Here is a 14,175-nt window from a genome sequence, read left to right on the forward strand (position 1 = left end):
CGCCATCCTGGGAGAAGAGCAGTGACAGACACGGTGCCGACCGACGGCCTCATCCGCCTGACCGCTGCCGACCTCGCCTCCAAGCTCGCGAGCCGCGAGGTCTCGAGCGTCGAGGTCACGAAGGCGCACCTCGACCGCATCGCCGCGGTCGACGGCGACGTGCACGCGTTCCTCCACGTCAGCGAGAACGCTCTGGCGACGGCTGCGGCCATCGACGAGCGCCGCGCGTCCGGCGAGCAGCTCGGCGAGCTGGCCGGCGTGCCGATCGCCATCAAAGACGTGCTCTGCACGATCGACATGCCGTCGACCTCCGGCTCGAAGATCCTCGAGGGCTGGGTGCCGCCGTACGACGCCACCGTCGTCGCGAAGCTTCGCGCGGCCGACCTCGTGCCGCTCGGCAAGACCAACATGGACGAGTTCGCGATGGGCTCGTCGACCGAGTTCTCGGCCTACGGCCCGACCCACAACCCGTGGAACCTCGACCGCATCCCCGGCGGCTCGGGCGGCGGTTCGGCCGCGGCCGTCGCGGCCTTCGAGGCGCCGCTGGCCCTCGGCAGCGACACCGGCGGCTCGATCCGCCAGCCGGGCGCCGTCACGGGCACGGTCGGAGTGAAGCCCACCTACGGCTCGGTCAGCCGATACGGCGCGATCGCGCTCGCCTCCTCGCTCGACCAGGTCGGCCCCGTCAGCCGCACGGTGCTCGACTCCGCCCTTCTGCACGACGTCATCAAGGGCCACGACCGACGAGACTCCACCTCGCTGCCCGACGAGTGGCCGTCGTTCGCCGACGCCGCCCGCGCAGGTCTCGCCCCCGACTCCCTCAGGGGCGTCAAGGTCGGCGTCGTCAAAGAGCTGAACGGCGAGGGCTTCCAGGCCGGGGTCACGACCCGCTTCGCCGAAGCCGTGGCCACACTGGCGGCGGCAGGAGCCGAGATCGTCGAGGTCTCCGCCCCCAGCTTCGAGTACGCCATCAGCGCCTACTACCTCATCCTCCCCGCCGAGGCCTCCTCCAACCTCGCGAAGTTCGACTCCGTGCGCTTCGGCCTCCGGGTCAACCCCGAGGGCGGCGGCACGGTCGAAGACGTGATGAGCGCCACGCGCGAGGCCGGCTTCGGCCCCGAAGTCAAGCGCCGCATCATCCTCGGCACCTACGCGCTGAGCGCCGGCTACTACGACGCCTACTACGGCAGCGCACAGAAGGTGCGCACCCTCGTGCAGCGCGACTTCACCCGCCTGTTCGACGAGGTCGACATCCTGATCTCGCCGTCGGCGCCCACCACGGCCTTCCCGATCGGCGAGAAGATCGACGACCCGCTGGCCATGTACCTCAACGACCTCACGACGATCCCGGCGAACCTGGCCGGCATCCCGGGCCTCACGCTGCCCATGGGTCTCGCCGAGGAGGACGACCTGCCCACGGGCCTTCAGCTAATGGCGCCGGCCCGCGCAGACGCTCGCCTCTACACGTACGGTGCCGCGCTCGAGCAGCTGTTCGAGGCATCCTGGGGTCGCACCCTGATCTCGCAGGCGCCGAGCCTCAGCTTCACCGAACAGTCCGCCGCGACAGAAGGAGTGGTCTGATGGCCGCCCGCCCCGAACTCATGGACTACGACAAGGCGCTCGAGCTGTTCGAGCCAGTCGTCGGCTTCGAGGTGCACGTCGAGCTGTCGACGAAGACCAAGATGTTCTCCGACGCCCCCAACGCCTTCGGCGGCGAGCCCAACACCAACATCACGCCCGTCGACCTCGGCCTGCCCGGGTCGCTGCCGGTCGTCAACGGCCAGGCCGTGAAGTACGCGATCAGCCTCGGTCTCGCGCTCGGCTGCTCGATCGCGCCGTCGTCGCGGTTCGCCCGCAAGAACTACTTCTACCCCGACCTGGCGAAGAACTACCAGATCAGCCAGTCCGACCAGCCGATCGCCTTCGAGGGCTCGGTCGAGGTCGAGATGCCCGACGGCAGCATCTTCACCGTGCCCGTCGAGCGCGCGCACATGGAGGAGGACGCCGGCAAGCTGACCCACGTCGGCGGCGCCACCGGTCGGATCCAGGGCGCCGAGTACTCGCTCGTCGACTACAACCGCGCAGGTGTCCCGCTGGTCGAGATCGTCACGCACCCGATCATCGGCGCCGAGGCCCTCGCGCCCGAGCTCGGTGCGGCCTACGTCGAGACCATCCGAGACATCGCGCGCGGCCTCGGCATCTCGGAGGCGCGCATGGAGCGCGGCAACCTCCGCTGCGACGCGAACATCTCGCTGCGCCCGCGCGGCCAGGAGAAGCTCGGCACGCGCACCGAGACCAAGAACGTCAACTCGTTCCGCGCCGTCGAGCGCGCCATCCGCTACGAGATCCAGCGGCAAGCCGCGATCCTGGCCGCCGGCGGCTCGATCACGCAGGAGACCCGGCACTGGCACGAAGACACCGGGCGCACCTCGGCCGGCCGCCCCAAGAGCGACGCCGACGACTACCGCTACTTCCCCGAGCCCGATCTCGTGCCGGTCGAGCCGTCGCTCGAGCTGATCGACGAGCTGCGTGCCGCCCTGCCCGAGTCGCCGGCCGTGATGCGCCGCCGCCTGAAGACGGAGTGGGGCTTCGCCGACCTCGAGTTCCAGGACGTCAAGAACGCCGGCCTCCTGCGGGAGATCGTCGACACCGTCGCGGCGGGTGCGGCGCCCCAGTCGGCCCGCAAGTGGTGGACGGGCGAGATCGCTCGTCTGGCGAACGCCGCCGGCCCCGACGTCGAAGCGTCGTCGCTGGTGTCGCCGCAGCACGTGGCCGAGCTCATCGCTCTCGTCGACGAAGGCTCCCTCACCGATCGCCTGGCCCGCCAGGTGCTCGAGGGAGTCATCGCGGGGAGGGCTCGCCCGCCTCGGTGGTCGAGTCCCGCGGCCTCAAGGTCGTCTCCGACGACGGGGCGCTCGTCGCCGCCATCGACGAGGCTCTGGCCTCGCAGCCCGACGTGCTCGAGAAGATCCGCGACGGCAAGGTCCAGGCCGCCGGCGCAGTCATCGGCGCGGTGATGAAGGCCATGAGGGGCCAGGCCGACGCCGCTCGCGTGCGCGAGCTCGTCCTCGAGAGAGCGCAGGCCTGACCTGGCTCCCCAGCGCACCGGGGCGGCCTTCTGGCTGACCCCCCTCCGACCCCTCCTGATCGGCATCGTCGCCTTTCTGGTGGCGCTGCTCCTCGCCTCGAAGACCCTGCCGCTGCACACGATCGTCGTCTGGCAGGGCCCCGGGCAGAAGGCCCTGGCCGCGTCGCGCAGCGACTTCGAGGTCGGCGTTCTGGTCGCGGCCGCGCTCGTGCTCGTGGTCTATCTGATCGCGGCCGTTCTGATGGCCATCGTGCCCACACGCCACGTGCTCGTGCCGCACGCCGCCTACTGGAAGACGACCGATCATCGTCGCGAGATGCGCCGCCGCTACGCCGTCTACCTCGGGCGGGCGTTCTGCTTCGTCTACTTCTTCATCGCGATCGAGATGGTCGTGGCGATCGTGTCGCAGCACAATCGGGCTCTCGAAGAGCCCTGGCTGCCGCAGGCCGTCTCGATCGGCTTCATCGTGCTGCTGCTCGTCTACGCGGTCTGGGTCTTCGCCGACGGGTTCAGCGTGCCGGCGCGCAGTGCGACTCAACAGCGGGCGCCTGGAGGGCACGGGCGTGCCTAGCTCGGGTGGCCACGGCCTCGGGCCGGATCGATACGGTGATGACGTCCTCGCCAAGGGCTGGAAGGACGCGGGCCGGAATCCCCCGCGCGTCGTCGACGCCGTCCGCGACCTCGTCGTTGAAGACGTCCGCTCGGGTTTCACCGGCGCCATCGTGCGCGTCGAGGCCACGTCGATCGAGGTCGTCGACTGGAAAGACCGGGTGCGGGCCTTCCCGCTGAACGGCTCGTTCACGATCGACGGCGAGCCCGTGCGGCTGCGCTACCCGAAGGCTGCGCCGACCGGCCGCCTCCGCTCGGCCTCCGGCTCGTTCGCGGTGCAGGACGCCACGGCTCGCGTCGCCCTCCCCAGCCGCATCTTCGTCGAGGGCCGCCACGACGCCGACCTCGTCGAAAAGGTCTGGGGCGACGACCTCCGCGTCGAGGGTGTCGCCGTCGAGTACATCGAGGGCGTCGACAACCTCGCCGAGGTGCTGAAGGTCTTCAAGCCCGGGCCCGCGCGCAAGGTCGGCGTGCTCGTCGACCACCTCGTGACGGGCTCGAAAGAGAGCAGGATCGCCGACGCGATCGCCGCATCCCCCCTGTCGCGTCACGTCCTCGTGGTGGGGCACCCCTACGTCGACGTCTGGCAGGCCGTGAAGCCCGCTCGCGTCGGCCTGGCCTCGTGGCCGTCGATCCCACGCAGCATCGAGTGGAAGAAGGGCATCTGCGCGCACCTCGGCTGGCCGCACGACGAGCAGGCCGACATCGCCCGGGCCTGGCAGCGGATCCTGGGCCAGGTGCGCACCTTCGCCGACCTCGAGCCCGCCTTCCTCGGCCGGGTGGAGGAGCTCATCGACTTCGTGACGGTGCCCGGGGCCTGAGCCTCCGCCGGGGTTCAGGCGAGGCTGCGGAGCGCGGCGAGCAGCGCCTCGGGCGGGATGCCCGGCGCAGTCGACCGAAGGCGCCGCAGTGCCGCTGCGAGACGCGACTCGACGGCCTCCGGTGTCAGACCCAGCCCGACCGCGGCCTGGGCGGGCGTGAAGCCCGACACCAGGCACAGGCCGACCACGTCACGATCCTGCACCCCCAGTCGCGCGAACGCTGCGATCACCCCGGTGCGCCCCACCCCGGCGCGATCCAGCACAGCCGCTTCCGCTGCCATCATGCTTCCCCCCTGCGAATTCCCTCTTGCCTCGTAGTGTCCGCTGCGGCGAAAAGGTTCCATTCACGTTCGGGCCACACGCGGCCGGGCGCCGACGGGCTAGAGCGAGGTGATGCCCTGACCGGTGTAGAGCGTGTGCGCGAACTGGTGCGCCTCGCCTGCGGCGACCTCGCTGTCGATGTCGGCGCGAGCCTCGTGCATGAGCTTGTGCAGCTCGGAGTGCTTGTCGGTGAGGCGGCCGTGGCCCGAGCTCGCCCAGATGCTCGAGACCGGCAGCGTCTCGCCGGTCTGCACCGCGAGCGACCACTCGGCCGTCGTCGCCACGGCGGCGAAGTCGGACTGCATCGTGACGAGCACGCTGAGGTGCAGCGCCGCGGCCGAGATCGTGCCGGCCTCGTTGACGAGGTCGATGGTGCCGGTGGCATCCGACAGGAACTCGACGGTGAAGCCGAGGGCCGCCGCGTCGCGCGCCGTGCCCGCGCAGCAGTGCTGCGTCATGTAGCCGGTGATCACCACGGTGTCGACGTCCTGCGAACGCAGCCACTCCTCGAGGTCGGTGCCGACGAAAGCCGAGACGTCCGACTTCTCGATCGAGTGGGCGAAGGGTCGGCCGGCGAGGTCGGGGTGCAGCTCGGCCCCGGTCGACCCGCGCGCGAACAGCGGCGAGGAGGCGTCTTCGACGTGAGCGACCGCGACGGTCGGGAGCCCTGCATCCTGCGCCGCGTCGAGCGCCACGAGGATGTTCGGCATCGAGACCGACAGGTCGGGCGAGCAGATCTTCAGCTGCCCGGTGACGTACTCGTTCTGGACGTCGATGACGATGAGGGCGCGCTTCACTGGGGCTCCAAGGGGTGGTCGAGGGCTGATGGCGTCAGCCTAGACCGGGCCGCCGCTGCAGCCACGCGAGCACGGCGAGCACGCGCCGGTGCGAGGTGCCGTCGTCGGCGTCGAGACCGAGCTTCGAGAAGATGGCCGTGCTGTGCTTCTCGACCGTGCCGACGCCGAGGTGGAGGGCTTCGGCGATCGCCTGGTTGGTGCCACCCTCGGCCATCAGCGAGAGCACCTCGACCTCGCGCGGTGTCAGGGTGCTGAGGGGGTCGCGGCGGCGGCTGATCAGCTCGCGCACGATCTGCTCGTCGATGACGGTGCCGCCGGCCACGATGCGGGTGACGGCGTCGCGCAGCTCGGTGAGCGACGAGACGCGGTCCTTCAGCAGGTAGCCGACCCCGTCGCCTCCTGCCTCGGTGAGCTCGTTGGCGTAGTCGACCTCCGCGTACTGGCTGAGCAGCAGGACACCGATGCCCGGGTGGCTCTTCTTGAGGGCGACCGCCGCGCGGACGCCCTCGTCGCGGAAGGTCGGCGGCATCCGCACGTCGAGCACGACGAGGCCGGGCCGCGTGACCTCGATCTCGGCGATCAGCGGCTCGGCGCTGTCGTAGGTGGCCACGACGGTGAACCCGGCCTCGTCGAAGAGACGCGCCAGCCCCTCACGCAGCAGCGTCGAGTCGTCGGCCATGACGATGCGGACGGCAGGGTCGTGGGTCTCGACGAGCATGACCTCAGCGTAGGGGGATCACGACGACGAACCGGGAGGGGCCGCCGGCCGGGCTGTCGATGCGGAACTCGCCGCGGAGACCCGCGATCCGCTGCCGGATGCCGTCGAGGCCGTGCCCCGCGATCTCGGACGCCCCGCCGACACCGTCGTCGCCGATCTCGACGCGCAGCACCGTGCCGGGCAGCACCGTGCCGGGCAACACCGGGCCCTTCAACTCGGCGTCAGGCGCTTGGTCGGCCACGGCGAGCCGAAGCGTGACCGCCGACGCACGGGCGTGCTTCGCCGTGTTGGAGAGCAGTTCGGCCACCACGAAGTAGATGCTGCGCTCGACGTCGACGAGGGACGCCTCCCGCCCAGCGAGCTCGATGGTGGCCGTGACAGGCACCTCGCTGCGGGCCGCCAGTGCGGTGACGGCCGAGACGAGCCCTCGATCCTGCAGCAGCGGCGGCGCCAGCCCGCGTGACAGCTCGCGCAGCTCGTGGAGGGTCTCTTTGGTCAGTGCGAGCGCGCCCTCGACCAGGGCGGCGGCCGGATCACCGGGCTTCATGGCACGGCTCGCCGACGCCAGGTCGAACTGGATGCGCAGCAGCCCCTGCTGCGGCCCGTCGTGGATGTCGCGCTCGAGACGGCGGAGGCTCCGGTCTTCGGCGAGGACCGCCGACTCGCGAGAGGCCTCGGCGGCGGCGGCTGCCCGGCGGAGGGCCGTGACGCGCCACTCGCCGAGCATGGCGCGGGCGATCACGTCGTGCAGCAGGACGAGCGCGTGCAGCACGATCGGCAGGGTGAGGAGGGCGATGAGGCCGACGGCCGCATAGAGCGACCACCAGGGCACCGTCGTGCTGCCGACTTTCAGCGGGTCGAGGTCGGTCGAGGCGAAGCTGCCCCAGAACCAATACGTCAGGCCGCCGAACACGAGTGAGATCCACGTGATCGCGATGCTCCAGGTCACGGTGCCGACGACGAGGTTCACGACCGCGCCGTGGAGAGCCTGGAGCCAGTACCGGCCGTCGGCGGCGACGTGGAGGAAGCGGCCGAAGAGGCCGGGGCGTGTCGCACGGGCGTTCCAGTCGGGGCGAGGGATGGCCGGTCGCCCGGCAGCCTCGAGGCGGGTCATCTCGAGCGAGCCGAACCAGCGGCCGATGATGAGCGACACGGCCAGCAGTGGCAGCCCCACCCAGACGATCGCGAGACCCACGCCGAGCGACAGCCCCGTCCAGAGGACGACGCAGCTGGTGATCACGATGGGCAGCGAGGCGAGCGTGAAGCCGAGCTCTCGCGGCAGAGCGCGCCAGAGGCGGGCGTATCCCGATTCGCGCGAAGCCGTCACGAGGCAATCCTGGCGTCTTCGAGCACCGGGTGGGGCGTTTCACCGTTGGTGTCGCTCGCGAGCTGGTCGGCGGGCGGCGCGGCCGGCCGCTCGGCCGCTGACGTGGCCGGTGCTGCTCGGCGGCGCGAGAGCCACCGTCCGACCGTATCCACGAGCACTCCGACGACCAGCGCCATGCCGACCGCGATGCCGATCCCGAGCAGCGGGTTGTCGTGGATCCACGAGCCCGCGACGATGCCGATGAGGATCGAGTACGCCGCCCACGCGACCCCCGAGACGGCGGTCAGCGCGACGAAGCGGCGCCGCGAGAACCCGTTGGCGCCGGCGAGGACGTTCACGACGACCCGCCCGACGGGGATGAACCGAGCCGTCAGGATCACGGCGGCGGGCTTCCGCTCGAGGTTCGAGCGAGCCTTCTCCCGCAGCGCCGAGATCCGCCTTCCGCGCAGCCAGCGGAAGCGGTCGAGCCCGACGCTCCGCCCGATCAGGAACGCGATGTTGTCGCCGAGGAAGGACCCGAGGGCCGCGACCACGAGGACGAGCCACGGGTTCGGCAGGCCGGTCGCGAAGCCGACGGCCGCAAGCGCGACCACGACCGACTCGCTGGGCACGGGCGGGAAGAAGCCGTCGACGACGACGAGCAGGAGGACGATGACGAGCACCCAGGGGGAGCCCGCCAGTGACACGATCGATGCGTTGACGGCGTCCACTCGGTGTCCTTTCGATGGGGCGGACCGCATCCGAAGCGACTCCGGTGGAGTGGCGGCTGTCGATGCGATCGCGATGACATCGACGCTACGGAGCCGCGCCATCTGTCACGACCGGGCGAGCCGACCGATCGGGGTGGGGGTAGCCCTACCCCGGTCCCGGTCCCGGTCCCGGTCCCGGTCCCGGCCCTGGCCCTGGCCCTGGGGCGCCTGACGACTTCACCTGGCCTCTGTGCGCCGAACACGATGAGCCGATGCAGTTCACCGCCCAGCTGAAGGACGGCGACGACCTCGTGCTCGTGTTCTTCTGCCAGGCCGACCCTGGCATGTGCGACTCGTGGGACCCGGACACGGGTGCAATGCCGGCATCGTCGTGGCTTCTCGCGGCCTGCGCGTTGCGGAGGCACCGCAGTCGGAGACAAACACCGCCGTGTTCGACGGCGGCCAGTGGCTGCTCGACGTCCGCCTCACCGAGCAGTCGGAGTTGCTCGACGCGGTGGAGGCAGCGCGAGAGGAGGGCGTGACGGTCGCAGGCAGGTGGCACGGCGAGCCGGACTGGATCCAAGGCGACGAGACCCCGGACGGGTATCGATTCGTCGCCATGCTCGAAGAGCACCCGTTCGGGTTCGACTTCGGCGGCGGCGCGGCTTACGTCTTCGCGGATGACGACCATCACGCGAAAGTGCTCTGGCAGCAGTAGCCAGCGCTAGCGAGATGGCCTGTCGTGCCGAATCTCTGAGAGTGAGCGGTAGGACGGGCCATCTCGGGGAGGCCCGCGGTCGAAGCCCGCGAGCACGCGTCACCGCGAGTGGCAGCGAAGCCTCGGCTAGGGGCGGCGGCGGTCGCGCGCCCGGCGGCGCCGGCCGGCGTTCGCGGCGAGCAGCGTCAGGAACGCAGCGACGAGGGCGGCGACCAGCGCGATCCAGACCAGCTCGGGCGGGCGGTGCGACGCGGTGGCCGACGACGTCGGCGTCGGTGTGGCCGTCGGGGCCAGAGCACGGGAGATGCCCGCCGTCGTCTGGCTGGCGAGGAAGGCCGCACCGCGAGCGTTGGGGTGCAGCGCCCCGGTCTGCAGCGAGATCGACGTGAAGTACTCCGAGGCGTCGAGCGTGATGCCGGCGATGTACGAGCCGGTGGTGGTGCAGCCGGAGTGCGCCTCGCTGGCGGCCAGCGTCGAGACGTAGGTGACGCCCGCGGCCGACGCTGCCTTCGCTGTGACGGCGTCGAGGGTCGCCTGGACCCCGCTCAGGTAGGCGACGTCGGTCGACGTGAACGGGAAGCCGTCTTTGGGGAATCCGTCGACGAGGCTCTTGGCGTCGACGACGGGCCGGTAGCAGCCCGCGACGGGCGTGTGCGCCTTGTCGGGGAAGATCGCCGGGTAGCCGACGACGACGACCGTGGCGTGCGGCGCGCGCTTCTCGATCGCCCGGAACGTCGTCGCGAGGTCCCCGGCCGTCGTCGTCTCGATGGCGTGTGCGAGGGTGTCCTGCCCGTTCTTCACGAACTCGCTGCGGCAGCTGGTCGCGCCGGCCGACGCGCCGAAGATCGGGCCCGTGGCCGACAGGGCGATGCACTTCTGCGCCGTGGCGAAGAGGCCGGCGTCGTTGCCGCCGATCGAGAGGGTCACGAGCTTCGTCCGCTTCGAGAGGGCGTCGACCTGAGGGGCGGCGCCGTCCTGCTTCGTGTCGAGCACGTTCGCGGTGGTGGCTCCCGCGCAGGAGACGTCGGTGAGGCGTGCACCCAGCGCCGAGGCGACGCGGTGCGGATAGTCGCGCGACGACTGCCCGCAGGCCGACACGGGGTCGCCGGTCAGGCTGCCGAGCCCGTAGCCCGCCGCGTAGGAATCGCCGAGGGCCACGTACTCCTGCCCGCGCAGCGCGGCAGAGCCCGAGGGCGCAGCAGCGGCCTGCGCGGGTGCCGCCGCACCCGCGGCGACGCCGACGAGAGCGAGAGACGTCAGGACCAGAGACATCAGGATCCCCGCGGCGACGGTGCGCAGGAGGGGTCGCCGAGACATCCGACCATCGTACGAGGGCGGCCCTGCAGGCAAGCCGAGCGTGCCTGCATCCTGCGCCCGTCTGCCAGGATCGGAGCATGCCCGATGCACTCGAGACACCTCGGCCCACCGACCTCGACCTGGCGCGCCTGGGTGACACGATCGCCGTCTCACGACGCTCGGTCGACCACGGCAACCACCCGTTCGGCGCCGTTCTCGTGGATGCCGACGGCCAGGTGGTGCTCGAGGCCGAGAACACCGTCGTGACGGGCGACGACTGCACCGGGCACGCCGAGACGAACCTCGTCCGGGCCGCGTGGAAGACGATCGGGGCCGAGGCGCTCGCCACCCACACGCTCTACACGAGCTGCGAGCCGTGCGCGATGTGCTCGGGCGCGATCTACTGGTCGGGCATCTCGCGCGTCGTGTTCGCGCTCGCCGAAACCGACCTGCTGGCGCTGACCGGCGACCACGACGAGAACCCGACGATGTCGCTCGACTGCCGCACGGTGCTGAACGGCGGGCAGCGCGCCATCGAGGTCGTCGGGCCGGTGCACGGTTCCGTCGCAGACGAGGCGCGGGCTGCGCACGGCGACTTCTGGGCACGCTGACGGGGCCGTGCCCCGTGCTGCGCGGCGCAGTGCCGGGCACAGTGAGGCGCAGTGCCGCGTGCTGCGCGGCGCGGGGCCCAGTGATTCCGCGGGTTCTCCGCCTAAAATCGGCAGCATGGCCGATTCGATCGAAGGGCGCGTGCGCGTCGGCGTCGACGCCTTCCTGCGCTGGCTGCCTCGCTGGGAGATCGGCACGTCGCGCGGCCGCACCCGCGTCTGTCGCCTCTGCCTCGGCTCTCCGGTCGCCACCGCCGCCGGCTTCGACCATGACGTGCCGCACGCGGTGCAGCACGCCCTCCTCAGCCGGATGCGCGTGATCGTCGACGACGCCGTCGACGAGTACACCGCCCGCAACCTCCCGATGGTCAGTCGCGAGCTGGCCAAGAGCCAGGCGCAGGATGCCACGGGGTACCGCCCCGACGAGGGTCTCGCCCTCGAGTTCCAGGGCCTTCAGACCGACCCCGAGCCCGAGCCGGGCCAGCCCTTCCTCTTCACGCTCAAAGAGCTCGCCGACGAAGACGAGAAGCGGGCCGCCGAAACGGACGCGCCTCGTGATCCCGAACCACCCACCGTCTTCACCGAGGAGGCCAAGAACGCCTTGCGAACCGAACTAGAGCTCGCCGACGACCAGGCGAGGCAGGTCGGCACCGCCGTCTGCTTCGCGCTGATGGAGCACCGCCAGCGCATCGCCGACGCCATCGACCGGCTCGTCGAGCCGCAGGTCGACGAGCTGCTCGCCGAGCTGTCGAAGGCCCTCGAGAACCCGAGGTCGCGCTCGTGAAGCTCGCATCCCCCTATAAGACCTGGGCGTGGTGGGGCTTCGTCGCCGACCTCGTGCTGGTGCTCGTCTTCGTGCTGATCGGGCGCTCGAGCCACGGCGAGGGCGACGGTGTCGCCGGGATCGGCACGACCCTGTGGCCGTTCTTCGTCGGCACCGTGGTCGGCTGGCTCGGGCTCGTCGGCTTCCGCTGGCCGATCGTGACCGTCATCAGCGGCGTGCTCGTGTGGATCGCCACGGTGTTCATCGGCATGCTGCTGCGGGTGCAGACCCACCAGGGCATTGCCGTGAGCTTCGTGATCGTGGCGTCGATCGTGCTCGGGGTGTTCCTGATCGGGTGGCGCGTGCTGGCGCTGCAGCTGGCGCAGAGGCGGGCTCGCCGCCGCGCCTGAGCGCGATGCGGCTGCTGCTAGGCCTTCACTGAGTTGTCGAGCGACGGCTCGTCGGTCAGCACGAGGCCGCTCGACGAGTTCGCGCTCGCGGTGAGTTCGGCGAGCCAGGCGCGACTGATCGACGGCACGCGGCCGCCCGAGTACTTGAAGTAGAGCGGAATGCCCGGGTCCATCCAGAGGCTGGAGCGCCCGTCGCCGACCTTCTGCGGGTCGCGCCACGAGAAGAAGAACGACTCGCGTCGACGCAGCTTCGTGGCGATCACGATCTGAAGGTGCTCGAGTGTGCGGTCTTCGAATTCGATCTCGATGGTCGCGGAACCGTAGATCAGGGATCCCATGTGACTCCTTCAGGGCTGCCTTCCGGCGAGACGGGCCGGTCGGGACGTTTACAGCGAACTAGAGCGTACCGGGTGCGGCACCGCACCGTCTCGTCGGGACACGTCTGGCTGTCCGCTATGCGCGCCTGGGCGACGGACATCGGCCGCCGTCTAGCCTCGAGACATGCCGACACGAGCCCGACCACGAGGACGAGACGACGCCATCGTCGTGGGTGCGGGCCCGAACGGACTGGCGGCGGCCGTCGTGCTCGCCCGGGCCGGGCTCTCGGTTCGGGTGCTCGAGCGGGGCGACACGATCGGCGGCGGCGCCCGCACGGCCGAGTCGACCCTCCCGGGCTTCCTGCACGACATCTGCTCGGCGGTACACCCCATGGGCGCCGTCTCGGGCTTCTTCCGCCGCTTCGGGCTCGACGAGCGGCTGACCATGCTGACGCCCGACGTCTCGTACGCTCATCCCCTGCCCGACGGCCGCGCAGGCATCGCAGCCCTCGACCTGGAGCGCACCGTCGAGTCGCTCGGGCGCGACGGGCCGTCGTGGCGCGCGCTTCTGGGGCCGCTCGTCTCGCGCGACGCCGAGGTCGCGCAGTTCACGCTCTCGTCGATCCTGCAACTGCCTCGCCACCCGACGACCATCGCCCTGTTCGGGCTCGCCGCCCTCGATCAGGGCGCACCCTGGTGGAACGAGCGCTGGCACGGCGACGAGGCGCCCGCGCTGCTGGCCGGAGTGATGGCGCACGCGATCCAACCCATGCCGTCGCTCGCGGCAGCGGCCGCGGGGCTCGCGCTGGCCGTGCACGGGCACGCCCGCGGCTGGCCGTTGCCCCAGGGCGGCAGCCAGAGCATCGTCGACGCTCTCGCCGCCGACCTCGTCGAGCACGGCGGCGAGATCGAGACCGGGGTCGAGATCACCTCGCTCCACGAGGTGCGCCACGCTCGCGCGTCGATCTTCGACGTGAGCGCCAGGGCCATGGCCGACATCGCAGGAGACGAGCTGCCGGCCCGCTACTCCCGGGCCCTCCGCCGCTTCCGCTACGGCAATGCCGCGGCCAAGGTCGACTTCGCGCTGTCCCAGCCGGTGCCGTGGGCGAACCCGGCGGTCGCTCAGTCGCCGACGGTGCACCTCGGCGGCACGCGGGCGTCCGTCGCTCTCGCCGAGGCTCAGGTCGCCGCCGGACGCCACGCCGACGAGCCGTTCGTGCTCGTCGTGCAGCCCGGTGTCGTCGACCCGACCCGGGCTCCCGAAGGCAAGGCGGCGCTCTGGGCGTACGCGCACGTGCCGCACGACTCCACCATCGACCACACCGAGATCATCACGCGCGAGATCGAGAAGTACGCGCCCGGCTTCCGCGACACGATCCTCGCGTCGGCCTCTCGCACCGCTGCCGACCTCGAGAACTACGACCCCAACTACATCGGGGGCGACATCGCCTCCGGGGCGCCGAGCCTGACGCAGCTCATCGCGCGGCCCGTCGTCTCGACGGACCCGTGGCGGACGCCGATCGCCGGGGTCTACCTCGGCTCGTCGTCGACGCCGCCCGGGCCGAGCGTGCACGGGCTCGGCGGGGCCTACGCGGCGCGCAGTGCCCTGCGGCACGAGTTCGGCATCACGTCGCTGCCCGACCTCGCGCCCTGAGCCCCGCCTTTTCGGCGCGATCCCTCCTTCTCGACGGAG

The 14,175-nt window shown here is 71.1% G+C and carries 15 protein-coding genes and 1 pseudogene; 9 read left to right on the forward strand and 7 right to left on the reverse strand.

All coding sequences use genetic code 11. The features are described 5' to 3' along the window. The first annotated feature begins 21 nt into the window (after positions 1–21). From gatA to AX769_RS09450, 4 genes and pseudogenes are all read left to right on the forward strand, one after another. The gene (gene gatA / locus AX769_RS09435) at positions 22–1,581 is read left to right on the forward strand and encodes an Asp-tRNA(Asn)/Glu-tRNA(Gln) amidotransferase subunit GatA (protein ID WP_239451991.1); all 1,560 of its coding nucleotides are present in this window, start codon (positions 22–24) and stop codon (positions 1,579–1,581) included. Beyond that, positions 1,581–3,088, forward strand: a pseudogene (gene gatB, locus AX769_RS09440) (Asp-tRNA(Asn)/Glu-tRNA(Gln) amidotransferase subunit GatB). Before gatA ends, gatB begins: the two are co-directional and overlap by 1 nt. A 79-nt stretch (positions 3,089–3,167) precedes the next feature. Continuing rightward, positions 3,168–3,659: a hypothetical protein gene (locus AX769_RS09445; protein ID WP_066278523.1), complete on the forward strand. Its 492-nt coding sequence runs from the start codon at positions 3,168–3,170 to the stop codon at positions 3,657–3,659. After that, positions 3,652–4,518: a DUF3097 domain-containing protein gene (locus tag AX769_RS09450; RefSeq protein ID WP_066283435.1), complete on the forward strand. Its 867-nt coding sequence runs from the start codon at positions 3,652–3,654 to the stop codon at positions 4,516–4,518. The genes AX769_RS09445 and AX769_RS09450 overlap by 8 nt, the downstream gene beginning before the upstream one ends. A 14-nt stretch (positions 4,519–4,532) precedes the next feature. On the opposite strand, the gene AX769_RS09455 is transcribed toward AX769_RS09450, so the two are convergent. The 5 genes from AX769_RS09455 to AX769_RS09475 all read right to left on the reverse strand — a co-directional run bounded on the left by AX769_RS09455 (position 4,533) and on the right by AX769_RS09475 (position 8,391). Next, positions 4,533–4,802 carry a sigma factor-like helix-turn-helix DNA-binding protein gene (locus AX769_RS09455; RefSeq protein ID WP_066278526.1) on the reverse strand — a complete coding sequence of 90 codons (270 nt, stop codon included), beginning with the start codon at positions 4,800–4,802 and terminating at the stop codon, positions 4,533–4,535. A gap of 96 nt (positions 4,803–4,898) precedes the next feature. Further along, positions 4,899–5,636, reverse strand: a complete 738-nt coding sequence (locus AX769_RS09460; RefSeq protein ID WP_066278527.1) for a cysteine hydrolase family protein — start codon at positions 5,634–5,636, stop codon at positions 4,899–4,901. A gap of 34 nt (positions 5,637–5,670) precedes the next feature. Next, positions 5,671–6,354 carry a response regulator transcription factor gene (locus AX769_RS09465; protein ID WP_066278528.1) on the reverse strand — a complete coding sequence of 228 codons (684 nt, stop codon included), beginning with the start codon at positions 6,352–6,354 and terminating at the stop codon, positions 5,671–5,673. A 4-nt stretch (positions 6,355–6,358) separates the two neighbouring features. Further along, positions 6,359–7,681 (reverse strand): sensor histidine kinase, encoded by a 1,323-nt coding sequence (locus AX769_RS09470; RefSeq protein ID WP_066278531.1) that lies wholly within the window; start codon positions 7,679–7,681, stop codon positions 6,359–6,361. Then, positions 7,678–8,391, reverse strand: coding sequence for a DedA family protein (locus tag AX769_RS09475; protein WP_082763650.1), 714 nt, complete (start codon positions 8,389–8,391; stop codon positions 7,678–7,680). Before AX769_RS09475 ends, AX769_RS09470 begins: the two co-directional genes overlap by 4 nt. Positions 8,392–8,818: 427 nt before the next feature. Here AX769_RS09475 and AX769_RS09480 point away from each other — a divergent pair, with 427 nt between their 5' ends. Beyond that, entirely contained in the window at positions 8,819–9,088 is a 270-nt protein-coding gene (locus tag AX769_RS09480; protein WP_157887544.1) for a hypothetical protein, read from the forward strand. 126 nt (positions 9,089–9,214) lie between these two features. On the opposite strand, the gene AX769_RS09485 is transcribed toward AX769_RS09480, so the two are convergent. Continuing rightward, positions 9,215–10,405, reverse strand: a complete 1,191-nt coding sequence (locus AX769_RS09485; protein WP_066278535.1) for an SGNH/GDSL hydrolase family protein — start codon at positions 10,403–10,405, stop codon at positions 9,215–9,217. 77 nt (positions 10,406–10,482) lie between these two features. On the opposite strand from AX769_RS09485, the gene AX769_RS09490 reads away from it, so the two are divergent. The 3 genes from AX769_RS09490 (at position 10,483) to AX769_RS09500 (ending at position 12,165) form a co-directional block, all read left to right on the forward strand. Then, positions 10,483–10,995 (forward strand): nucleoside deaminase, encoded by a 513-nt coding sequence (locus tag AX769_RS09490; RefSeq protein WP_082763653.1) that lies wholly within the window; start codon positions 10,483–10,485, stop codon positions 10,993–10,995. A 115-nt stretch (positions 10,996–11,110) separates the two neighbouring features. After that, the gene (locus AX769_RS09495; protein ID WP_066278538.1) at positions 11,111–11,776 is read left to right on the forward strand and encodes a spermidine/putrescine ABC transporter substrate-binding protein; all 666 of its coding nucleotides are present in this window, start codon (positions 11,111–11,113) and stop codon (positions 11,774–11,776) included. Further along, positions 11,773–12,165, forward strand: coding sequence for a DUF3054 domain-containing protein (locus tag AX769_RS09500; RefSeq protein WP_066278547.1), 393 nt, complete (start codon positions 11,773–11,775; stop codon positions 12,163–12,165). Before AX769_RS09495 ends, AX769_RS09500 begins: the two co-directional genes overlap by 4 nt. Before the next feature lie 17 nt (positions 12,166–12,182). Here AX769_RS09500 and AX769_RS09505 read toward each other — a convergent pair whose 3' ends face one another. Then, positions 12,183–12,503 (reverse strand): ATP-dependent DNA ligase, encoded by a 321-nt coding sequence (locus AX769_RS09505; protein WP_066278550.1) that lies wholly within the window; start codon positions 12,501–12,503, stop codon positions 12,183–12,185. A gap of 163 nt (positions 12,504–12,666) precedes the next feature. Here AX769_RS09505 and AX769_RS09510 point away from each other — a divergent pair, with 163 nt between their 5' ends. Next, positions 12,667–14,136, forward strand: a complete 1,470-nt coding sequence (locus AX769_RS09510; RefSeq protein ID WP_066278552.1) for an NAD(P)/FAD-dependent oxidoreductase — start codon at positions 12,667–12,669, stop codon at positions 14,134–14,136. The last annotated feature ends 39 nt before the right edge of the window (positions 14,137–14,175 follow it).

This window comes from Frondihabitans sp. PAMC 28766, assembly GCF_001577365.1.
In the GTDB taxonomy this organism is placed as follows: domain Bacteria; phylum Actinomycetota; class Actinomycetes; order Actinomycetales; family Microbacteriaceae; genus Frondihabitans.